The 21,337-nt window shown below is 65.4% G+C and carries 23 protein-coding genes and 1 pseudogene; 15 read left to right on the top strand and 9 right to left on the bottom strand.

Annotation, left to right across the window (positions count from 1 at the left end; all coding sequences use genetic code 11):
- Positions 1-3: 3 nt before the first annotated feature.
- The 3 genes from AAHM41_RS21260 to AAHM41_RS21250 form a co-directional block, all read right to left on the bottom strand.
- Positions 4-462, bottom strand: a complete 459-nt coding sequence (locus tag AAHM41_RS21260) for a YbhB/YbcL family Raf kinase inhibitor-like protein (RefSeq protein ID WP_342238581.1) — start codon at positions 460-462, stop codon at positions 4-6.
- 241 nt (positions 463-703) lie between these two features.
- Entirely contained in the window at positions 704-1,675 is a 972-nt protein-coding gene (locus AAHM41_RS21255; protein WP_342238580.1) for a ribose-phosphate diphosphokinase, read from the bottom strand.
- A 16-nt stretch (positions 1,676-1,691) separates the two neighbouring features.
- Positions 1,692-2,738, bottom strand: a complete 1,047-nt coding sequence (locus AAHM41_RS21250; protein WP_342238579.1) for a hypothetical protein — start codon at positions 2,736-2,738, stop codon at positions 1,692-1,694.
- A 161-nt stretch (positions 2,739-2,899) separates the two neighbouring features.
- Between AAHM41_RS21250 and AAHM41_RS21245 the strand changes: the two genes are divergently transcribed.
- The 7 genes from AAHM41_RS21245 to AAHM41_RS21215 all read left to right on the top strand — a co-directional run bounded on the left by AAHM41_RS21245 (position 2,900) and on the right by AAHM41_RS21215 (position 9,469).
- Positions 2,900-3,562, top strand: coding sequence for a BON domain-containing protein (locus tag AAHM41_RS21245; protein WP_342238578.1), 663 nt, complete (start codon positions 2,900-2,902; stop codon positions 3,560-3,562).
- 36 nt (positions 3,563-3,598) lie between these two features.
- Complete coding sequence (locus AAHM41_RS21240; protein ID WP_342238577.1) at positions 3,599-4,264, top strand: sigma factor-like helix-turn-helix DNA-binding protein; 666 nt, start codon at positions 3,599-3,601, stop codon at positions 4,262-4,264.
- A 293-nt stretch (positions 4,265-4,557) separates the two neighbouring features.
- Positions 4,558-4,722: a hypothetical protein gene (locus AAHM41_RS21235; RefSeq protein ID WP_342238576.1), complete on the top strand. Its 165-nt coding sequence runs from the start codon at positions 4,558-4,560 to the stop codon at positions 4,720-4,722.
- A gap of 51 nt (positions 4,723-4,773) precedes the next feature.
- Complete coding sequence (locus tag AAHM41_RS21230; protein ID WP_342238575.1) at positions 4,774-5,610, top strand: IS5 family transposase; 837 nt, start codon at positions 4,774-4,776, stop codon at positions 5,608-5,610.
- 572 nt (positions 5,611-6,182) lie between these two features.
- Positions 6,183-6,602, top strand: a complete 420-nt coding sequence (locus AAHM41_RS21225) for a CBS domain-containing protein (protein ID WP_342238574.1) — start codon at positions 6,183-6,185, stop codon at positions 6,600-6,602.
- A 426-nt stretch (positions 6,603-7,028) separates the two neighbouring features.
- Entirely contained in the window at positions 7,029-7,883 is an 855-nt protein-coding gene (locus AAHM41_RS21220; RefSeq protein ID WP_342238573.1) for a dienelactone hydrolase family protein, read from the top strand.
- 230 nt (positions 7,884-8,113) lie between these two features.
- Entirely contained in the window at positions 8,114-9,469 is a 1,356-nt protein-coding gene (locus AAHM41_RS21215; protein WP_342238572.1) for an ABC1 kinase family protein, read from the top strand.
- Between the two features lie 403 nt (positions 9,470-9,872).
- On the opposite strand, the gene pstB is transcribed toward AAHM41_RS21215, so the two are convergent.
- Positions 9,873-10,706, bottom strand: coding sequence for a phosphate ABC transporter ATP-binding protein PstB (gene pstB / locus AAHM41_RS21210; protein ID WP_342238571.1), 834 nt, complete (start codon positions 10,704-10,706; stop codon positions 9,873-9,875).
- Between the two features lie 227 nt (positions 10,707-10,933).
- A complete protein-coding gene (locus AAHM41_RS21205) occupies positions 10,934-11,791 on the bottom strand; it encodes an RMD1 family protein (RefSeq protein ID WP_342238570.1) in 858 nt (285 codons plus the stop codon).
- Between the two features lie 567 nt (positions 11,792-12,358).
- On the opposite strand from AAHM41_RS21205, the gene AAHM41_RS21200 reads away from it, so the two are divergent.
- From AAHM41_RS21200 to glgP, 3 genes are all read left to right on the top strand, one after another.
- Entirely contained in the window at positions 12,359-12,604 is a 246-nt protein-coding gene (locus tag AAHM41_RS21200) for a hypothetical protein (protein ID WP_342238569.1), read from the top strand.
- 5 nt (positions 12,605-12,609) lie between these two features.
- Positions 12,610-13,188, top strand: coding sequence for an HPF/RaiA family ribosome-associated protein (locus AAHM41_RS21195; RefSeq protein WP_342238568.1), 579 nt, complete (start codon positions 12,610-12,612; stop codon positions 13,186-13,188).
- Positions 13,189-13,296: 108 nt separating this feature from the next.
- The gene (gene glgP / locus AAHM41_RS21190) at positions 13,297-14,988 is read left to right on the top strand and encodes an alpha-glucan family phosphorylase (protein WP_342238567.1); all 1,692 of its coding nucleotides are present in this window, start codon (positions 13,297-13,299) and stop codon (positions 14,986-14,988) included.
- Here glgP and AAHM41_RS21185 read toward each other — a convergent pair.
- Positions 14,976-15,395 (bottom strand): hypothetical protein, encoded by a 420-nt coding sequence (locus tag AAHM41_RS21185; protein ID WP_342238566.1) that lies wholly within the window; start codon positions 15,393-15,395, stop codon positions 14,976-14,978. The two genes, glgP and AAHM41_RS21185, sit on opposite strands and share 13 nt — an antisense overlap.
- A 169-nt stretch (positions 15,396-15,564) precedes the next feature.
- On the opposite strand from AAHM41_RS21185, the gene AAHM41_RS21180 reads away from it, so the two are divergent.
- The 5 genes and pseudogenes from AAHM41_RS21180 to AAHM41_RS21155 all read left to right on the top strand — a co-directional run bounded on the left by AAHM41_RS21180 (position 15,565) and on the right by AAHM41_RS21155 (position 19,204).
- Complete coding sequence (locus tag AAHM41_RS21180; RefSeq protein WP_342238565.1) at positions 15,565-16,152, top strand: SHOCT domain-containing protein; 588 nt, start codon at positions 15,565-15,567, stop codon at positions 16,150-16,152.
- 60 nt (positions 16,153-16,212) lie between these two features.
- Positions 16,213-16,768: pseudogene (locus AAHM41_RS40665) on the top strand (DUF302 domain-containing protein).
- Positions 16,769-16,778: 10 nt separating this feature from the next.
- Positions 16,779-17,144 carry a carboxymuconolactone decarboxylase family protein gene (locus AAHM41_RS21165; RefSeq protein WP_342238562.1) on the top strand — a complete coding sequence of 122 codons (366 nt, stop codon included), beginning with the start codon at positions 16,779-16,781 and terminating at the stop codon, positions 17,142-17,144.
- Positions 17,145-17,370: 226 nt separating this feature from the next.
- Positions 17,371-18,150 carry a universal stress protein gene (locus AAHM41_RS21160; protein WP_342238561.1) on the top strand — a complete coding sequence of 260 codons (780 nt, stop codon included), beginning with the start codon at positions 17,371-17,373 and terminating at the stop codon, positions 18,148-18,150.
- A 106-nt stretch (positions 18,151-18,256) separates the two neighbouring features.
- On the top strand, positions 18,257-19,204 hold the full coding sequence (locus tag AAHM41_RS21155) for a metallophosphoesterase (RefSeq protein WP_342238560.1): 948 nt from the start codon (positions 18,257-18,259) through the stop codon (positions 19,202-19,204).
- Here the strand turns inward: AAHM41_RS21155 and AAHM41_RS21150 are convergent.
- The 3 genes from AAHM41_RS21150 to AAHM41_RS21140 form a co-directional block, all read right to left on the bottom strand.
- On the bottom strand, positions 19,198-19,686 hold the full coding sequence (locus AAHM41_RS21150; protein WP_342238559.1) for a CDP-archaeol synthase: 489 nt from the start codon (positions 19,684-19,686) through the stop codon (positions 19,198-19,200). The genes AAHM41_RS21155 and AAHM41_RS21150 overlap by 7 nt on opposite strands.
- Positions 19,687-19,762: 76 nt before the next feature.
- Complete coding sequence (locus AAHM41_RS21145; protein WP_342238558.1) at positions 19,763-20,245, bottom strand: BON domain-containing protein; 483 nt, start codon at positions 20,243-20,245, stop codon at positions 19,763-19,765.
- Positions 20,246-20,291: 46 nt separating this feature from the next.
- Positions 20,292-20,747, bottom strand: a complete 456-nt coding sequence (locus AAHM41_RS21140) for a universal stress protein (protein WP_342238557.1) — start codon at positions 20,745-20,747, stop codon at positions 20,292-20,294.
- Positions 20,748-21,337: the final 590 nt, after the last annotated feature.

The raw sequence follows: 21,337 nt of genomic DNA, 5'->3' as shown, positions 1-21,337 counted from the left end.
CTTTCATCGCCGGTACAGGCCGACGAGCTTCGCCTCGGCGATGGCGAGGCGGCGGGCGGCCCGCTCAACGTCCCGGCAGCTCGGCTCGCGCGACAGCTTCAGCCGCTCGACCGGCAGCGCGAACAGGCGGAAATGGTAGTGATGGGCGCCGTGCCCGCGGGGCGGGCACGGCCCGCCATAGCCGAGATGGCCGAAATCGTTCTTCGCCTGCCGGACGCCGCGCACGGCGTTCACCTCGGGCAGACCTTCCGCCAGGCCCGCCTGCTCGCGCGGGATGTCGTAAACCGCCCAATGACGCCATGTGTGTCCGGGGGCGTCCGGGTCCTCGCACACGAGCGCAAAGCTTCGTGTCTCCGGCGGCGCGTCGCGCCAAGCCAGGGGTGGCGAGAGGTTTCCTCCGTCGAGGGCGCATGTGCGAGGTGTCTCGGCGCCATCGTCGAACATCGGCGAGCTGATCTGCATAGAGGCCTCCAGGGCCGGCCCGGGCCGACAGCGAGAGGATCGAGAGCGCCGGAGCGAAGGCACCATCGGACGACGATCGCGGTCCAGCCGCCCCGGCGCGGCACGGCGGGCGCGCCTTCGCCGTTCGGGAGTTCGTGCCGCGCTCCCGGACAGTCCGGGACGAGATCCCGTCATGCCGCGTCGCCGACGATATCGGGCGGCAACCCTCGCCACTTTGATCCAGGTCAAGCAGGCAGCGGGGTTAGCCTTGGGCCGGACAGCCGCGGATCGTCCGGACGGCCTTGGCGACGAGCCCGCTCGTGTCGATGCGTTCGAGCTTCGATCCCCCCGGAACCGCGCATTGCGGCTCGACCGTATCGGTCACCACGATGCGGTCGAAGGCCGGATCCTCGAGCAGCGCCGCCGCCGCCTCGCCGATCAGGAGGCCGTGCGTGGCCGCGGCGAAGACCGCCGAAGCGCCGCCCGCCCGGCAGCGCTCGGCGGCCCGGCGGAGCGTTCCGCCGGTGCTCACGAGGTCGTCGATCACAATCGCTGTGCGCCCGGCGACGTCGCCGAGGAAAAGGTCGCCGGCGACCACACCGCCGCCCCGATGCTTTTCCTGGACCGCGAAGCCCGGCTCCCGGCCCAGCACCCGGGCGAGGCCGCGGCGGAACTGCTCGGCGCGCTTGGTCCCGCCGATATCCGGCGACACAACCACGACCGGAGCGTCGCCCATCAGCGGCGCAAAATGGTCGACGAAGAGCGGCCATGCCTCGAGATGCATGGTCGGGCGGCGGAAGGCGTTCTGGAACGCCGCGATGTTGTGCACGTCGAGCGTGACCACGGTATCGGCCCCGCAGGCTTCCAGCATCTGGGCCACATAGCGCGTCGTGGTCGGGTCCTGAGCCTGGGTCTTCCGGTCCTTGCGGGCGTAGCAGAGATAGGGGGCGACGACCGTCACCTGCGCGGCCCCGGCATCCCGGACCGCGCCGACGAAGAAGAGGAGCCGGCACAGCTTATCGTTGACGCTCTGCGTCGCGTCGCCATGCAGAGACTGGATGACGAAGACCTCGCGGCCATGGATGTCGGCCAGCGGTCGCGTCTTGTGCTCGCCGTCCTCGAACCCCCGTTCCTCATGCGGCGTGAGTGGAACCCCGAGGCGATCCGCGACGCGCTCGCCGTAGGCACGGCTTTCCGAGAGCGCGAACAGGACCGTGGTGTCTTCAGCGGGCATGGCAGCCTCCCTTGGATCAGAGCGCCGCAGACGAGCTCGGCCGACGGCCCGACGGCACAGTCAGCTCCGCCGCCGCCCGATCGGCCAAGCGAAGATACTCGGCGGCCTGCCGTGGCCATCGTTCGGGAGCGCGGTTCGGCGTCTCCGTGAGGTGGCGGACCGCAATGCGGGCCCGCACTAGCGCCCTGAGACCCCGGTAGAAGGCACAGAGATCCGGAGACGGCGGGGCGCCTGCCACCTGGCCGTAGGTCTCGAGGAGCGCCGGCCCGATCCAGGCCGCCCCGAGCCGCTCGCATTCCATCCCGAGCGCGGCCAGCTCGTCGACCGGATCCCTCCGGCGCAGGGCGTCCGAAAACTCCAGGCAATCGATGATCCTCAGCGGAGGCCCGAGAAAGATATGCTCGGGTCGCAGATCGCCATGACCGTCGACCAGACGGTCATGCGCCGGCACGTCGGAGCGATATTCGAGAAAGGCGAGAAGATGCGCCGTCACTCTGCGGGCGGCCTGCTCAAAGCAGCCGTCGCAGGCGGTTGTGAGATCCCCGAGGGACATGTTGATTTCCTGGCGCAGGCGGACCGGAGACACCGGCCCCAGAGATGGCAGGGACGCCAGGAACTCGGCGAGGCGACGGGCGAGCCGAGCCGCATCCGCAGGCGAGACCAGCCCCCGCGTCAAGCGGACCTCGAGGCAGTCGTCCTCCGCAAGCCGGCGCATCCGGACGAGCCTGTCGACCACCCGTCCCGAGCCGGACAGATGGAGCCGCCCGTCCTCCCCCGCCATGAGATCGACGATGCCGAGATAGACGTCCGGTGCCAGCCGGCGATTGAGATACACCTCGCGCTCGCAGTTCCTGGTCCGGCCGGCCAGGCTGGTGAGGTCCATCTCCTCCGTCCTCACCGGCTTCTTGAGCTTGTAGACCAGCCTGTCCGTGAGGAAGACCCAGGAGAAGTGGGTCTCGACCGCCGTCACGGCCGTCGTGGGCTCGGGATAGGCGGCCGGATCGCCCAGCGCCGCGACCTTCTCGACCAGGAGGACGTCTCCCGTGTCCCCGGCTGAGGCCATTGCTTCGTGCTCCCACAGCTGCCGGCTTCGGCGGAACAGGGCCGCCGACGAGATATGGCAGGCACGGTATCGATCTCCACCCCGGCCCGGTTTGATCCAAGTCAAAGCCCCTTGGCGCCCCGCAGCCTAGCCTCCTGTTATCCCATCTGCGGAGGTCGGCTATGGATACGGACAAGAGTCTGCAGCGCCTGGTCCTCGAGGAGCTCGACTACGAGCCGAGCATCGATGCGGCGGAGATCGGCGTCGCGGTCAGGGACAGCGTGGTCACCCTTTCCGGTTATGTCTCCAACTACGCCCAGAAGCTCGCCGCCGCGGCCGCGGCCCTGAGAGTCGAGGGCGTCAAGGCCGTGGTCCAGGACATCACCGTCCGCCTGGCCGGCGACGAGAAATTCTCCGACGAGGAGATCGGGAAACGGGCCGTCGCGGCTCTCGAGTGGCACAGCACCATCCCCGCCGGCCGCATCCATGTCACCGTCGAGCACGGCGTGGTCCGGCTCACCGGCGACCTCGACTGGCAGTGCCACAAGCGCGAAGCCGAGCACGCTGTCGAGGTGCTGAAAGGGGTGGTCGCCGTCATCAATGCCATCCGGGTCAACCCGGCGCACCGCATGGCGTCGGTCCCCGAGGTCCGCCGCGAGATCGAGGCGGCGCTGAAGCGCAGTGCCGATCTCGACGCCTCGCACATCGTGGTCGCCGCGTCGGACGGGAAGATCTCCCTCTCGGGCAAGGTCCGCGCCGCCTTCGAGCGCGATGCCGCCGAGATCGCGGCCTGGTCTGTGCCCGGCGTGACCGAGGTCGAAGACAGGATCGAGATCCAACCCTGACGGCTGCCCACCACTACAGAGGAAGGAGAACGTCCCGTGATCCCCGAGCCCTTCGCGTCGCTGGTGCCGCGGCTGCGGCGCTATGCCCACAATCTCGCCGGCTCGGTCGAGCGCGGCGACGCCCTCGTCCAGGCCTGCCTCGATGTCGCCGCCGCGGATCCCGAGCGGTTCGGCATCGATCCGCATCCGAGAATGCTGTCTCTCCTGAACGAGGTCTGGGCCGCCACCGAGGCCGTCGCCGGTGAGGGCGACGGCGGAGAGACCGATCCCGGCCAGACCGTCCGCCACGGCATCGCCATGCTGCCCCCGACCGAACGGCAGGTCCTGCTGCTGACCCTGCTGGAGGGCTTCTCGCTCGCGGATACCGCGCGGTCTCTCGGCCTGAGCCGCGACGAAGCGGTCGAGATCTTCGACCGCGGGCGGGCAGCGATCGCACGGCAGGACGGCCTCGGCCTGGACGCGACCGCCTCCCGGCCGGTGCCCGAAGGCGGGGTCCAGGCATCGACGTCCCGGCCGGCTAGTGTCGGCTGGCCCTTCGCCTCGACGGCGGCGCCGATGGAGATGGCGGGCCCCTTGACGCCGGACATCACGAACTATCCCGCACCCTTCGGATGGCCCGCGGGGCCAGCGGTCGGCGTCCCGGTGCACGCCGGCCGGTCTGTCGGCTCCGATGCCGCATCTCGTCGCGACTTCGGCCCCTGATCCGGCCGGCGGCGTGCCCCGATGACCTCGATCGGCGGCGTGATCGTCATTCCCTGTCCATACTGCGACAATCTGAACAGGCTGCCGATGGAGCGTCGGGGTGAAGATGGCCGGTGCGGCCCGTTTGGCCATCGAGAGATATGACTTCGGGCGATGCCGAGAAAATCCTCCCAGCGCCAGCTCACCCCTCGAGTGCTATTCTCTTGCCACCTGCCAATCTGAATATTGCGTGACGGGATGGACAACCTAGCCTGTCCCACCCTGCTTGGAGCCTAATGGCGATGGAGGCAGCCATGCTCAACGGCCGTTTCGTCATTGAACAGAATATCGAGCGCTTCCATTCGCGGCTGCAGTCCGAGGAGGATAGCAAAGCCCGGGGTCTACTGTTGAGGTTGTTGATCGCAGAGACAGATAAGCTGGAAGATAGCTTAGTGTCTGACCCGAAAAGAGTTGAGTGATATCAGTCGGTTGTGATTCGGTCGTGGTTGCGAGCTACGACGAAGCACAAGATGGTCTGGACTGATATCACCCGACCGCAGTATCGGCGGAAGGGGTTGCGGTATTCAAGCGACACGACGGATGAGGAATGGCGGCTGATATCGACGCATCTGCCGCCACCACGGCGGCTGGGCCGGCCCCGGACCACCGATCTTCGAGCGGTGGTGAATGCCCTGTTCTACATCGCGTCGAGCGGTTGTCAGTGGCGGCTGCTGCCCGACAGCTACCCGCCATACACGACGGTGCAGCGGTTTTTCTATGCCTGGCGCGACGATGGCATCTGGCAGCAGATCAATCATGAACTGGTCATCCTGTCGCGCGAGGCCTCCGGCCGCGAGGCCAGCCCCTCGGCCGCGGTGATCGACAGCCAGTCGGTCAAGACCACCGAAGCCGGCGGTCCACGGGGCTTCGATGCCGGCAAGAGGGTGAAGGGCCGCAAGCGCCATATCGTCACCGATACCGCCGGACACCTCCTCGGACTCGATATCCACCCAGCCGACATCCAGGATCGGGACGGGGCTACGGCCGTGCTGGCCTCGATCTTGGGGCTGTATCCCTGGCTGCGCCACCTGTTCGCCGACGGCGCCTATGCCGGCGACAAGCTGGCGACTGCGCTCGCCAGATTGGGGCGGTGGACCATCGAGATCGTCAAACGGTCAGATACCGCCCAAGGCTTCGTCCTGTTGCCCCGCCGCTGGGTCGTCGAGCGCACCTTCGCCTGGCTCGGCCGGTGTCGAAGGCTCGCCAAGGACTTCGAGGCCTCCCTCGCCAGCGCCGAAGCCTGGGTCTGGATCGCCCATGTCCGACTCCTCTCCAAACGCCTCGCCAGACTCCGCCTCCCTTTATGAGTCAGACTCTTAGAGAAACGCCATGTACTTTGCAAGGAGATCGAGAAGATCCGAATTCTTATTCGGAAACAGAGAGATATTACATCGGATCTTGAACGAAAAGGAGAAGAAACGGTAAAACAAAAACACATACTAGACTCACTGATTGAATATCACAATGAAATCGGAAAGCGTCTTGATCTCCTTGACATTGAATGCCGATGATGCGCATGAAGCAGCAAGGTCACCAAATATCTCCACATCTCCAACGCTGCTCACCCTCTAAGCTTAACGACGAACAAAAGAGGGGCGCAGAGCAATTCCAATCATGGTCTGAACCTGTCTTCCGTGCGCCAGGTTAGACATCCAGGAGCGCTGCATCCGCGCCAGCAATGCATCGTAAGCAAAAATCAAAACGCCTTATTGATCCTGATCAAGGTCCGGGGGCACGGCCTCGGCCATCTTATGGCAAATCGCGTCCAAACTGCCAGAGCGCTCTCTACAGCCTCTCGATCAAGAAAGCAGCCCTTCCCGACCAGCAAGCAAGATGCGCCGGAGTAAGACGAACAATAGTCCACCAGATGAGACCGACGATGAAAGTCAAAGAGATCATGCACAGCGGCACCGCATGCGTTGCTCCCGACACATTCGTCGTAACGCTTGCCAAGAAAATGCTGAACGATGACATTGGCGCTCTTCCGGTCCATGAAAACGGACGGCTCATTGGCATCGTTACCGACCGCGATATCGCATTGCGTGCAATTGCCAGTGGCAAAAATGCCTCGGTGCTGACCGCGAAGGAGGTCATGACCAGTGATGTGAGCTGCTGCCACGATACCGACGAGGTTAACGACGCGGTGCGGTTGATGGAGAGCAAGCACATCCGTCGGCTGCCCGTGCTCGACAAGAGCGACAAGGTGGTTGGGATGCTGAGCCTTGGCGACATTTCGACCGCGATGCCGCGCGAGGTGACCGGCGAACTCATGCAGGCCGTCTCGGCGCATCACGCCTGACGTCCGAGAAGAGGTATGCGGCCGGCCCGACGCGAAGTCTGGAGACCCGCATCAGAGGCCGGTGCGCCCTTGGGGCCTGAGAGACTTGTGGCTCGGAGCCACAGCCTTCCATTCGAAGGCTCACCGGCTGGTTCGAACGATGCTCACCGAGCATGGATCCGCCAAGGCGCTCGGTAGTTCTAGGAAGGACGGACACCATGCCGATCTGGCGACTGGTCCCGATCGACCTCATCGATCCGAGTTGGGAAACCAGCATGTGGCTGCCAGTGCTGCGTCGGCCGGCCATCGCTGCTGCGGCCGAGTCAGGCCGCTCGGGCGGGGACCGGGCAGGACTGAGGCGCACGTCGACCGTCACAGCCGAACCATCCTCGGCGGCCTGATAGCACCTGACCGATTGCCGCAATCGCGGCGAATTGATCCCGCTCAATGCTGCTGTACGAGCATGATGGAAAGTTAATGCGCCGTGGCGAAGGCCTGCGTGCTCGCCCGTGCCGGTGCAAGGCAGTGCCGGCCCCAGTGGCCAGATTGCCGACGAGCGCGCATCCGGCCCGACCATGCCGGCGACCACCAGGCCAAGCAGGGAGCGTCATCATGCCTCGACACAAGAACGTCGACAGCCGCGGTCGTAGCCTAGAGCCCCGTGAGGTGCCGTCACGAGACGTGCGGATGCCACCGCTTGGGTTGGCCGGTACGCTAGGCATCCCGCGATCCGCGGCAGGGTTGGTCGTGTTCGTGCACGGCAGCGGCTCGAGCCGGTTCAGCCCACGCAACACCCGCGTGGCGCAAGCACTGAACGCGGCGGGTTACGCGACGCTGCTGTTCGATCTGCTGACCGGGGACGAGGAACGCGATCGCCAGAACGTCTTCGACATACCCTTGCTGGCGGAGCGGCTTGCGGCTGCCGTCCGTTGGATATCTCGTGAACCGGACATCGTCCCGTTGCCGATCGGCTTGTTCGGCGCCAGCACCGGCGCCGCCGCCGCCCTGGTTGCCGCAGCGAACTTCGGCATCGATATCGGTGCGGTCGTCTCGCGGGGCGGCCGCCCGGATCTCGCCGGCGCAGCGCTGGAGCGAATTCGTGTCCCGACGCTGCTCATCGTCGGGGGAGCGGACATCGAGGTGATTGAGCTGAACGAACAGGCGCTTGCGCGGCTACCTGGACCCAAAGCACTAGAGATCGTGCCGGGGGCGAGCCATCTGTTCCCCGAGCCGGGGGCGATGGATGCCGTGATCGCACATGCAAGGGCATGGTTCGACCGATATCTCGCGCATGCGACCTGAAGGAACGAAGGGGAAGTCATGGCGGGTCCGCTCACGAACCTGGCGCCCGGTCGGATGCGAATCGGGCAGCTGACCCGCATCGCGGCGTGCCGTCGTGCGAGCAGCGGGTTTGCGCCGAGCAGGTCGACAACGCGCCGCATGCTCCTTGCGGGCCGCCGGGCGTCCCCGGGCCCTCGGCGTCGGCGGCCGTCGTTGCTGGCCGCAGGCTCGGGCGAAACAGGCATGCAATCATGACCGAACCCGGACCCAGCTTAACCACGCGCCTGATGCGGTATGGCCGTGTCGGGCTCGCTCTTGCCCGCTTCCTGTCATCCCTGGCCGGCGACCGATACCTGGGCGCTCATCGAGACCCTGCCGAACTCGCCCGTGCCCTGCGCCAGGACCTTGGCGAGTTGCGCGGGCCGATCGTCAAGGTGGCGCAACTGCTCGCCACGGTGCCGGGCGCGCTGCCCACCGCCTATGTCACCGAACTGGCTTCGTTGCAGTCGCAGGCGCCTCCCATGGGTTGGCCCTTCGTCCGCCGTCGTATGGCCGGCGAGCTCGGCCCGCAATGGGAAACCCGGTTCGCCCGGTTCGAGCACGCCGCCGCTGCGGCGGCATCACTCGGCCAGGTGCACCAGGCGGTCGGCCACGATGGCAGGATCCTCGCCTGCAAGCTGCAGTACCCGGACATGGAAGCGGTCGTCGACGCAGACCTGAGTGGGCTGGATGTCGCCCTGCGCATCTTCCACCAGCTCCGGCCGCCGCTGATCATGGGGCAGGTTCGCGCCGAGATGGAGGCGCGGCTGCGCGAAGAGCTCGACTATACGCTGGAGGCGCGCCACATGGCGCTGTTCCGCGATATCCTCCGGGACGAGCCGCTGCTGAGCGTCCCGGAGCCGGTCTGGCCGCTGACCACCAAACGGCTGCTGACGATGTCGTGGCTGGAGGGCCGGCCGGTACTGGACCTCACGGCGGCCAGTGAGCGGGCCAAAGTGGCCAAGACACTGTTCCGCGCCTGGTACGTTCCGTTCTTTCACTACGGCGTGCTGCACGGCGACCCGCATCTGGGCAACTACACGGTGCGCGCCGATGGCGGCCTCAACCTCCTCGACTTCGGTTGTGTCCGGATCTTCCCGCCGGCGCTGGTGCAAGGCGTGATCGATCTCTACGAGGCTGTCCGCACCGGCAATACGGACCTCGCGGCCCACGCCTACCGGACCTGGCACTTCCAGCACCTGACGAAGGAGGTGTTGCACGCGCTCAACACCTGGGCGAGCTACATGTTCGAACCTCTCGTCGAGAACAAGCAACGGACCTTCGGCGACTTGACCGGCGATCTGCCCGGGCGCGAGGTCGCGGAGCGGGTCATCGCCGAGCTGCACCGTGCCGGCGGTATCGATGTGCCGCGCGAATTCGTGATCATGGATCGCGCCGCCATCGGACTGGGGGCGGTTTTCCTGCGGCTGCAGGCCGAGGTCAACTGGCATCGCCTGTTCGGCGACATGGTCGCGGGATTCGATATCGACGCATTGCGCGAACGGCAGGCGGCGATGCTCGAGAAGCACCAGCTCCTCGCGCCGGCGGAGAAGCCGCCGCATCCGTGACCTGATCCCGCCCGACGAGATCAGTGTAGGCGGCGGGCGGCCGGCGCCTCCTCGCCCGTCGATGCAAAGCGAGAAAAAGTTGCAGCGACGGCACCAGGTCTTGCGCCCTGCAACCTGGAGCGGACTGAAGGGGCCACACGCAAGCCATCGCTACAGCGACATGATAAAGATCAGATGTCCTGCCCGTCTGAAGGTAGCGGCTCAATTGGCTTCGGAACGCAACGGCAACTGTCCCGATAGAGCTCTACTCGCCGCCCCAAGCCCGCATACGGATCGGGCTCAACCTGAAGTCCCGCCCTGCACCACACGCCGATCATCAGCGCCGAACGACGAGCCCGATTGGAGACGCTGGCGAGCGAGCGGAGGCAGTTTGGATTATCCCAGGGCCATTTCCAAATCTGGTTCAACCGAAGCGCCCTGTGATGAATCTATGCGTCCGCCCGTTCTTAGGCTTGGTGAACAGTTCCACTGTCGGGCCGAACTCGACCAGCTCGCCGAGATACATGAAAGCGGTGAAGTCGGCCGTGCGTGCCGCCTGCTGCATGTTGTGGGTGACGATTGCAATGGTGTAGTCGGCCTTCAATTCGTCGATCAACTCTTCGATCTTGGCGGTCGAGATCGGATCGAGCGCCGACGTCGGCTCGTCGAGCAGGAGGACGTCTGGCTGCAACGCAATTGTCCGGGCGATACACAGGCGCTGCTGCTGCCCGATCGACAGGCTGCTGCCACTCTTCTTCAGCTTGTCCTTGACCTCGTCCCACAGCGCGGCGCGACGCAGCGCCGCTTCGATCCGCCTGTTCATCTCGGCCCTGGCTGGCCGTTCGTAGAGGCGAATGCCGAAGGCGACGTTATCATGGATCGACATCGGAAAGGGCATCGGCTTCTGGAACACCATGCCTACTCGCGCACGCAGCAGATTCACATCCTGCTTCGGCGACAGGATGTTCTGGCCGTCAAGCAGCACCTCACCCACGGCCCGCTGTTTCGGGTAAAAATCATACATCCGGTTTAGGACGCGCAGCAGCGTTGACTTACCGCAGCCTGACGGGCCGATGAAGGCGGTCACGCGATGCTCGTATATTGGCAGGCTGATTTTCTTCAACGCCTCGTTATCGTCATAGAAGAAAGATAAGTTGCGAATTGAGATCTTCTCGCGGAGGTCGTGATCCAAGCCCTGCGAGGGGCTAACCTCGATGTTGACGTTGAGCGCCGGCACCGGCGCAGCATTGCCTGTCATGGGTGTCAGCCTTTGTCACAGAGGTGCACCTCTCCCGGCGGGCTGCTGACAGCGAAGGTGCGGATGCCCGCGATTCAGGCCCCGGGCGCTTGCGCACGGTCGCGCCCGTGGCGCTCCGTTCCAACCAGACGGCCGACAGCCAGGGCGAGACCGAAGCGACGTAGTATCCATCACCGATCTGCCATCGTCCAAGCGTGCACCCGCGGCCGCGTGGTCTCGCACTTGGTCTAGCCCGCCCGCAGCAGGGTGAAAATCGACAGGCACAGTTCGGCCACGATCAGAAGGACAATGGACCACTCGACGCGCAGGCTGCGCCGGGCCTGGACCAGGCCGATCAGCGTCTCGCAGCTGCGCGACAGGAGGTCGAGCTTGGCATCGAGCGCCCGGGCACGGTCGCGAAGCTCGTATTCCGCTTCGAGCCGGGCATACAGCCGCTCAAGCTCCGGATATTCCCAGAGCAGCTCAGGCTTCTCCATCGTCTCGGCCCGGCCGACCATCTTGTGCTGCGTGAACAGCACATCGCCGATCTGGCGCAGCAATTCCCGGTCACGCCAGCCGATCCGGCCCTCGCGGCGCAGGGCGATCGCAAGCGGCTCGATCCGGTCGAACAGCTGCGCGATGGTCGCTTCGTGGTGCGACAGGAGCGTGTTTCGCGCCAGGATCTCCGCGATCGCCCGCAGGCGATCCAGCGAAGGCTGCCGCACGATGATGGTCCCGGCGGCGTCGACGGTCTCTTCCCGCGCGCCATCCACCAGGATGCGAACGTCCTCGCATTCCGGCGCCGGCATGGGTTCGCTGACCGCGGGCGCGAGGGACGCGAGAAACGCGCGCTCGGCCGGCGGCGACAGGCCGAAGGAGACGACCACGCCATAGCGGAACAGCACGACCCAGCCGTCCCCGACCCGGAGTGTCATCGGCAGCAGCAGCGCGGTCTCTTCCGCACGCCTGAGCGCTCGGGTGTCAAGCCGCTCACCGAGCAGGAACGCTCGCGCCAGGATCCCGCCATCCGGTCCGCCCTCGGGCATCGATATCACCGATGGCCCCGGCGCGCCGGACAGAACCAGATCGCCCGAACGATTGTCCATATGCTGCGCTCCCACCACGACGCCCTCGCCCTCCGCCGTCGCACTGCGTGGATGGCCGGCTATGCGCTGACAGAGGCATGTGAACCTTCCCCGGCCGTCCGGCGCAGCACGGCCCGTCGTACCTCAGTTGCGCAGCCCCAGCCGCTCTCCCGGATCGCCGAGATGAGGTCCCGCCGTGCAGATCCCAAACGGTATCGATGGGCAGGGCGTGCCACTTTGATCCAGGTCAAAGCCTGCAGCCGCCCCGCGGCCTAGCCTCCTTCGGTTCCTGTGGGGGTCGGCCATGGACATCAACGCATCGGCAGCCTCTGGATTTCCAAGAGCTCGACCACCAGCCGAAAGTCGAAGCTGCCGAGATCGGCGTCGCGATCCGGGGGCGCGGCCATCCTGCCCGGTTATGTCTGCAACAATGCCCAGGACTGGCCGCCTGAACAGCCCGGCCGAGCTACAAAACGCGATCATATCCGCAACTGAGCCGCACTGCAGGCGCGGGACACAATCTCACAGGGAAGCACAGACGAAACTTTCCGAGAAAACGACTTCTACATCAGTAAGGCTCATGGGCTCATGACCAGTCGTTATGAATTGACTCGCGTTCTTGGGGCGATCGACGAAGTCAGGATCGCTGAAATCCTCGCCCCCGGGCCGACGCTGCGGGAGCTGGAAGTGGTGGCGATGCGGCTCGGCGGCCGGGATGATGGCCCTTCAGCCGAGAATCGGCTCTCGGATGTGTCCGCGGCGATCATCGACATCCTCACCGCCGGAGGGCCGGAACCGGACGCTCCATCGACCGGACGCCGGAGCACCAGGTGACGGCCATGCAAACGCCGGTGCAGATCGATTTTCAGGGCATGGCCGGGACCGCACGGATCCAGTCCACCATTGCCGAGCATGTCAGCAAGCTCGAGCGGCGTTATGGCCGTGTGACAGCCTGCCGGGTCGTGCTGAAGGCGCCTGGCGGCCACCATCATACCGGCGGACTTTACGAGGTGAACATCCATTTGGCCCTTCCAAACGGTCGAGAGGTCGCCATCGAGCGGACCGCTCAGGCGGATGAGCGCCATGCCGATCTGACCTTCGCGATCAACGATGCCTTCAAGCGGGCTCGCCGTTGCCTTCAGGATCATGCTCGCAGGCTGCGCGGACAGGTGAAGCACCACGAAGGCCTGCCGATCGGCAAGGTCGTGCGCCTCGACGCCTCCGCCGAATTCGGTTTTCTGGAGTCAGCGGACGGGCAAGAGATCTATTTTCATCGCAACAGCGTGCTTGAAGATGCCTATTCCCGATTGAGCGTCGGCTCCCGCGTGACCTTCACTGAGGAGGCGGGTGAGAAGGGAGCACAGGCGAGCACGGTGAGACTGCTCGGGAAGCATGGGTTGCGGACGGACAGTTCTTGAGGCGAGGCCTGTTCGCCACGGTCTCCCTCCCGACCGGCTCATCGGCCCAGGGCCTACAGCTTCGGCCGAGCATGAGACAGGCACGATGAACGACCAGATGGTGTCAGCATGCCGTCACTCGACCCTTTCATCTCCAGGACGCACATTGCCTACTTCTCGATGGAGATCGCCGTCCGGCCGGAGATGCACACCTACGCCGGAGGGCTCGGAATTCTCGCCGGCGATACCGCGCGCTCCTGCGCCGACCTCGAGATTCCAGTCGTCTTCGTGACGCTTCTGAGCCGCGCGGGCTATTTCCGGCAGATCATCGACGCCGAGGGGCGGCAGACGGAGGAGCCGGACTGGTGGGAGCCGGAGCGCTGGTGCACGCCGCTCAATGCGATGGTGGCCGTCGAGATCGAGCGGAAGCCGGTCTGGATCCGCCCGTGGCTCTACATCCACACCTGCCCGCACGGCCATCAGGTTCCCATCCTCCTGCTCGACACCGACCTCGATCAGAACGACAGGGACGACCGTGCGCTGACCCACCATCTCTATGGCGGCGACGATAGCTATCGGCTCAAGCAGGAGATCATCCTCGGGATCGGCGGAATTCGGGTGTTGCGCGCCTTCGGCTTCGATCTCCACACCTACCATCTCAACGAAGGCCACGCCGCGCTCCTCACCCTCGACCTGCTCAACCGCTGGCGGATACCGGCGGAGGACCTGATCGCCGAAGAACCGCCCTATGACGTCGCCGAGGTCCGCGCCCGCTGCGTGTTCACCACACACACGCCGGTGGACGCCGGACATGATCGCTTCTCCTACGAACTCTTCGAGCGGCTTCTGCCTGGTTTTGTCGAGCTTGATGTCCTGAAGTCCCTGGCGGGGGCCGACCGGCTCAACATGACGCGCCTGGCCCTCAACCTCGCGGGCTTTGTCAATGGCGTGGCCCGCAGCCACGCCGAGACGACCGGGCACATGTTCCCGGGTTACCGGATCCACGCGATCACCAACGGCGTGCATGCCGAGACCTGGACGCACGCCGCCTTCGCCCAGCTCTACACCAGATACTTCCCGCAGTGGCGGCACGAGCCTGAGCTTCTTGTCCGCGCGCTCCAGCTGTCCGACGACGAGGTCTGGCGCTGCCACGTCTCCGCCAAGGGCGATCTCGTCCGGCACGTGAAGGAGGCCACCGGCGTCGCCCTCGATCCCCATGCCCTGATCCTGGGCTTCGCCCGCCGGATGACCGGCTACAAGCGCCCGCTGCTGCTCTTCGAAGATCTCGACCGTCTGATCGGGCTCACCGAGCGGCGCCCTCTCCAGGTGGTCCTGGCCGGCAAGGCCCATCCGCAGGACGGCGACGGCAAGGACGCCATCCGGCAGCTTCACGTGATCGCCCGCCGGCTTCAGGGCAAGGTCACCTGCGTGTTCCTGCCGAATTACGACATGCAGGTCGCGAAGATGCTGGTCGCCGGCTCCGACGTCTGGTTGAACACGCCCCTGCCGCCTCTGGAGGCGTCTGGCACGAGCGGCATGAAGGCGGCCTTCAACGGTGTGCTCAACCTCAGCGTCCTCGACGGCTGGTGGATCGAGGCCTGCATCGAAGGCGTCACCGGCTGGTCGATCGGCCATGGCGACGACGACCGGCGGCATGCCGCCGATCTCTACGATCGCCTCGACAACGCCGTCCTGCCTCTCTACTACGAAGAACCTGCCCGATGGCGCACAATGATGAAGCAGGCCATCGGCAATATCGCCTATTACTTCAACAGCCAGCGCATGATGCGGCGCTACGCGACCGAGGCCTATCTTCGGTAATTCAGGGGATGCCCCGCCCCGCGGCGATGATCAAAGGCGACGCAATTCAGGATAGGCCGTATCTGGGCGACACGGAATTGGCGAAAGATTCCACCGCGCTCCTGGATCGAGATCCGCTCGCCCTCGCAGAACCGGAGCGCATCCGGGTTCCGGATCACGTCGAACACACGGCCCGTGTCGTAGCGGATCGTCCAGGATCCTCCTGCCTCACATTGCAATTGGCCGCGGTGTTCCGGCCGCCCGTTCTCGAGCCGCCGGACGACGCATTCGGCACGCCTCTCCTTCCAGTCCGCGATGCTCAAATAGCCGTCCCGATCGAGAGGCACGACAAGATCGTAGCTGCAGTCGCGCCAATTGGCCGGCGCGCCGGCGGGGATCAGGTCCAGCTTGATGCGGTAGAGTGCCATATCGTCCTCATCGGCCGATGGAAGCGGAGAGCCGTTGTCATGTGACCGTCGACGCGAAGCAGTCGCCGTTGGGCACTAGGGGACCGTCTGCCGGCAGCCGCTCGTCGGCTCGATCGGCAGTTCGCCGCCCAGGGCAACGCAAACACTAGGCCGTTCGGCGACCGTCACCTTGACCTGGATCAAACCGGATGGACGTCGCCTGAGCGAATCTCCGCGCATCGCCCGGAGGGCGGGTTTCCCGAAGTGCAAGGTTCTCTGGATCCTGGTCGGCAATGCCGACGGATATTTGATCGAGATCAACGCGCCCGGCGACAGCAGGTGCATTTTTACGGTTTGGATGCCGGCGACGATGCAAGACGGCGCTGGAAGACGGCTCTTTTGGAGCAATGCCATGGCCAAGCTCTCGATCCCGATTGTCACCGCCGGAGCAGCACTGACCAGCCTAGGGCCAATGACGGCATGGGCTCAGGCGCCGTCCGACGCTGACAGATACATCTACGTTCCGCACATGATGTGGTGGGGCGGAGGATGGGGCGGCATGATCTTCGGCCCGCTGATCATGATCCTCGCGCTCTCGTTGGCGATCGCCGTCACGATTCTCCTGCTCCGTTGGGTCGGAGGACTATGGCGAGAAGAGGCGCCGACCAGCCGCGCGCCGCCGAGCCGCACGCCGATCGATATCCTCAAGGAGCGGTTCGCTCATGGTGAGATCGACAAGAACGAATTCGAGGAGCGACGCCATGTCCTCGGCGATTGAGCCCCCTCGGCTGGCAGAAGCCTTTCTCCGGTCCGGGCTCGATGCGTCCACCGGACCAGAATGCTGGCTCCCACCCTGCGGGCTGCCCCATCGTGCGCCACGGCCGGTTGCCGACCTTGGGACAAGGTTGTCGAGCCTGGGAGACGGTCCGGGCTTCCAGAGGCCCCGGTCCTGTCACCCCACCGCGAGACCATCCCGGGCACTCGCAGTTTTCCCAGAACGAGCGGATCGATGAGCTACTACTTCGCCAAGACGCTCGACTGCGGCTTCGACGAGGCCGTTCAGCGCGCGACCGAAGCCCTGAAGCAGGCCGGCTTCGGGATCATCACTGAAATCGATGTCAGGGAGACGCTCAAGAAGAAGCTCGGCGTCGATTTCCGGAGCTACCGCATTCTCGGCGCCTGCAATCCCCGGATGGCGCCACGCCCTCTCGATCGAGGACAAGGTCGGCACGATGCTGCCCTGCAACATCATCGTGCAGGATCTCGGCACCGGCAGGACGGAAGTGGCCGTGATCGACCCCGTCGCCTCCATGCAGACGATCGACAACCCGCGGCTGCTGGAGCCGGCTAGGCAGGTGCAAGCCGCACTCAAGAACGTGATCGCAGCGCTTTGACGGAGACATCATGCATATCGACTGGAACAAGCTGACAGGCGAACTCTCCGGGCCCCTGCGCGAGTTGCGCGGCGGGGCACCCGAGGTGATGAAGGGGTTTTCCACCATCGCGCAGGCGGCACTCAAGACGGGCGCCCTCGATGCCAGGACGAAGGAGCTCATCGCCCTCGCCATTGCCGTGGCGATCCGCTGCGACGACTGCATCGCCTTCCATGCCAGGGCCGCCGTCGAGCGGGGCGCCACCCGAGCGGAAGTGCTCGAGACGCTGGGCATGGCGATCTACATGGGCGCGGGGCCTGCCACGATGTATGCCACCCACGCGATCGAAGCCTTCGATCAGTTCAAGGCCGGCACCAGCAGCCTCAAGCTCGCTTAAGTGCGGGTCGGCGGCCTGCCCCCTCGGCGTCACAGGAGGCTTCGACGATCGAGGAGAACCGCCACCGAAAGGCGTCATCCGGCACGGGCGGCGAGGCCGATTGAGCCAGGTCAAGGCGTCCTGGGGCCGTTGTCGCAGATTGGCACCACTGCGCTTGCGTCCCCGTTGTCCGGACGATGCGTATCCCAGAGGACGCCGGCCCTCTCGGCCGGCCGAGGAGGCCCCAATGCCTTACAAGGATATCTTGGTGTTTCTCGATGCGACGGGCGACACCCCGACGCGTCTGGACCTGGCGATCACTCTCGCCGGGCAGCACGAGGCGAGACTGCTCGGTGTCGATGTCAGCACGCCGGCGGCGTTCGAGGGGCAATGGAAGGATCAAGCGACGGGCCTTCAGGATCTGTTCCTCACCCGGCTGGGCCGCGCCGGCCTCGATGGTGAGTTCCGAGTCGCAGACCGCTCGACCGGAAGCTGGAAGGCGCTTTACGCCCATTTCGCGGATCTGGTCGTCGCCACGCAGCGGCATGAGTCGAACGCGGAGTTCGTCTTGCCAGCCGTGCCTCGGGACGTCCTGCTCTCCGCCGGGGTGCCCGTCCTGATCCTGCCACCCGACTGGCGGCCGCAGCCCGTGGGCCGGAACATCGTTCTCGCCTGGAATGCGAGCCGCGAGGCGACCCGAGCGGTGCACGACGCCTTGCCGCTTCTGGCCCGTGCCGAAAAGGTGACGCTGTTCGAGTTCGCACCCCCGGCGGACAGGATCGAATCCGCTCCCCGTCTGATGGCGGACCACCTTCGCCGGCACGGCGTCGAAGCGGAGCTGTTCACCTGGCCGGACCTGGACGACACCTCGCCGGTGGACGCCCTGTTCTCCTGCCTGGACCGGCAGGGATCGGATCTCATCGTCGCCGGCGCCTACGGCCACTCTCCGCTGGCCGAGGGCCTGCTCGGCGGCGTCAGCGAGGATCTGATCCACAACGTGTCGATGCCGCTTCTGATGTCGCACTAGCATGGCGGCCGATGCTTCACGGTCGGCCCGACCTCCCGGCGACGGTTCGTCCGCCGACCCGCGATCGTTCCCGGATCCGAGAGCCGAGGCGTCGGCCGATGCGAGGATGCCTTTCAGCCTGGCCCAGCGATTGGAGCAGCGGCTGGGAGCGGTGCATGCGCGGCAGCGGCTCGGCATCGAAGAGGATCATGAAACCCAGATCTTCGGCCAGGGCCTGAATTTCTTCCACATCGAGAACTGGTATTCGACCCATTCGGTCATCAGAGGCCTGCTTTGGCTGTCCGGTCTCTACTGGCGCGGCCGCAGGAATGCGGCGCAGGTTCAGCTTCGGCAGATCAGGATCGCCTCGCCACGCGTGCCGCCGGTCTTCGATGGCTTCACGATCCTGCAGATCAGCGATCCCCATGTGGACGTCAGCCAGGCCGCGATGGATCGCGTCGTCGACCTGCTGCAGGACCTCCGATACGACATCGCCGTTCTGACGGGTGACTTCCGAGGCGGGACCGCCGGGGCGTTCGAGGCTGCCCTCGACGGGATGGCACGGCTGAAAGCCCATCTCCGCGGGCCGGTCTATGGCGTCCTCGGCAATCACGACACCATCCGGATGCTCCCCAGGCTCGAGGACATGGGCATCCGGATGCTCCTGAACGAGGCGGAAACGATCCTCCGAGCGGGAGAACTCATCCATCTCTGCGGCATCGACGACGCCCATTTCTTCAGGGTCGACAACATCGAAAAGGCGGCCGCGGATGTCCCGCCCGAGCAGTACTCGATCCTGCTGTCGCACACGCCGGAAATCTATCGGCAGGCGGCCCATGCCGGCTTCGATCTGCTCCTGGCCGGTCATACGCATGGCGGGCAGATCTGCCTTCCCGGATCGATTCCGATCACGCTCGATTCCGCGTTGCCGAGGGCTTTCGGGTCGGGTCTCTGGAGATACCGCCACATGACCGGCTACACCTCGGTCGGCGCCGGCACCAGTATCGTTCCCGTCAGGTTCAACTGCCCGCCAGAGATCACCCTTCACCGGCTGGAGCACGCGCCGGGTCAATAGGGGCGGTCCCGCAATCCCAGGCGATAGAGCTGGCGCGACAGGATCAGCTCTCCCACCCAGAACAAGAGGGTGGCGACCACGACGTCTATGATGGAGAGGCCCAGGGACGAGCAGAACGCCACGAGCGGGATGAGGGATTCCGGGACCTGGTCCAACCCGGGCGCCTGGCTGCTGGATGGAAGCGCGAGGCGTCGCTTGGCGAAGCTCGACAGAAGATCGCCAGCCATCGCGGCCAGGCCGAAGAGCCCTCCGGTCGTCCAATCCAGCCCCATGAACACCGCCACCAGAGCCGTGGTCAGCATGCTCGCCGCGATGCCGCGGATCGTCTTAGTCCGTCCCAGCAACGGCCGGCCATCGAAGAAGCACACGCCGAAATCCAGCGGCCAAGACCACCGCCCGCCAAAGATCTTCCGGGCCAGGACAGGAGCTCCGTTCGCTGCCGCGAGAAGGGCCAGGGCCCTCAAGATCGGCCAGATCTCCATCAGGGTCTAGCCCAGGGTCGACGGGATGAAGACGCAGGCGATGGAGGCACTCGTCGAGTGCGGCCGGGAGTCATGGTCAGGTCCCGTCCTCCGCCGGCGGCTCTGGAGCCAGCCTGCATCTCACCTTCGGCACCTGTGCAGTTCGGCCCTGGCCCGTCGCCAGTGGTCCTCGGCGCCCCCCCTCAGACCGCCCTTCCCGCAGCCAGATCTCATAGGCGTGCCGGCGGATCTCGTCGTCCTCGACCGGACGCCGGGCCAGGCGCCCGGCATGATCGAACACCGGTCCGTCCTCGAATGGCTTGCTCGGATGCACCGTCCTCGCCTCGGGGCCGCTCCGCCCGCGCCGAAGCCTCACCCGGATATTGTTCACCAGACTGATGACACCCCAGATGTGCCTGGCGGCGCCCTCCGCGCGATAGCGGTCGGTCTGGCTCCTGGCGAAACCCGTCAACGTCACGACACCATTCTCGACAGCGACGGCAATATCGGTCGCGTCGAGCTCGGCTGTGAACCGGAGTTCCTGCTCGACATGATATTTGATCTCGCTGTCGGATTTCATCGGACCTCTCCGCATACGAGCACCAGCGCCGGATGCGCTCCTCCGATCATCGAACGATGACGCAGGTGCATGGCGCCAGATGGGCCACCTTATGACTCACGCTTCCCAGCAGCAGGCCCTGCAGATCTCCCAGGCCACGGCTGCCGATCACGATCATGGTGACCCCGCGGTCTTTCGCCGCCTCGATGATCCGGCCAGCCGGATCACCCTCGGCCACCAAGGGCTCGACACTGGATGCCCCTCGCTCCCGCGCATAGCGGGCATCCTGCTCGGCGATGCGTTCGGCCATGCCCCGAAGCATGTCGGCTTCAGTGACGCGGATGTGCTCGACACGATCGAGTTCCTCGAGCCCCGGGGACATGAGGCTGCTGCCGTGAACTTGCTGGACATGCATCACCAGAAGCTTTCCCGACTTCTGGCGGGCAAGATCCGCTGCGAATTCGAGAGCCTTTCGTGCGTGTTCCGACCCGTCGGTCGCGCACAAGATCAGACGCATGTCCATGGTGACCGCTCTCGGCAAGGCATTTTTGGATTTTTATTTCATGCCGATCGGCTATGAATGGCCTTGATCCAAATCAATCGCCGACCGCATTGCCAAATAGAAATGCCGCGCATCCGCTCGTCACGTTCGAGCCGGATCGACCGTGACAACACCGGCCCCAAAAGGCTTCCGGTTCGTCCAATCGCCGGCAGCAGACAGCTCCCCGCGAGCCGCCACCGTTTCAGCTTGATCTCCCTCAAGTCCAGGGGCTGGGATAGCCGGTATGATGTTGGTTCTATTCGACACCGATTTGAGGATCCGGCCTTTCGCAGGTCCGCCGATGAACCCCACCGTCTACTTCACCTGCTGATGTCTCAGATGCATGCGCCTCGCCAGGCGCATTCCACGCACCACGCAAGGCCGCTCAGGGGACGCCGAGATGAAGAAGCCCGACACCCGACACTGGATGTGGTCCGAGGCCATCGAGACTCTGGCACAGGTGGAGAGGATGCAGCATCTGGCCTTCTGCCCCCTTCCGAGCCGGACGCAGGGTTTCGCCTGGGGGCCGCCAGTCGATGTGATCGAGACTGAACACGAACTTCTTGTCCTAG

The sequence above is a fragment of the Inquilinus sp. OTU3971 genome, assembly GCF_038440215.1.
The sequence above is the reverse complement of the archived record's forward strand: the minus strand, read 5'-3'. Positions and strand labels throughout refer to the sequence as shown.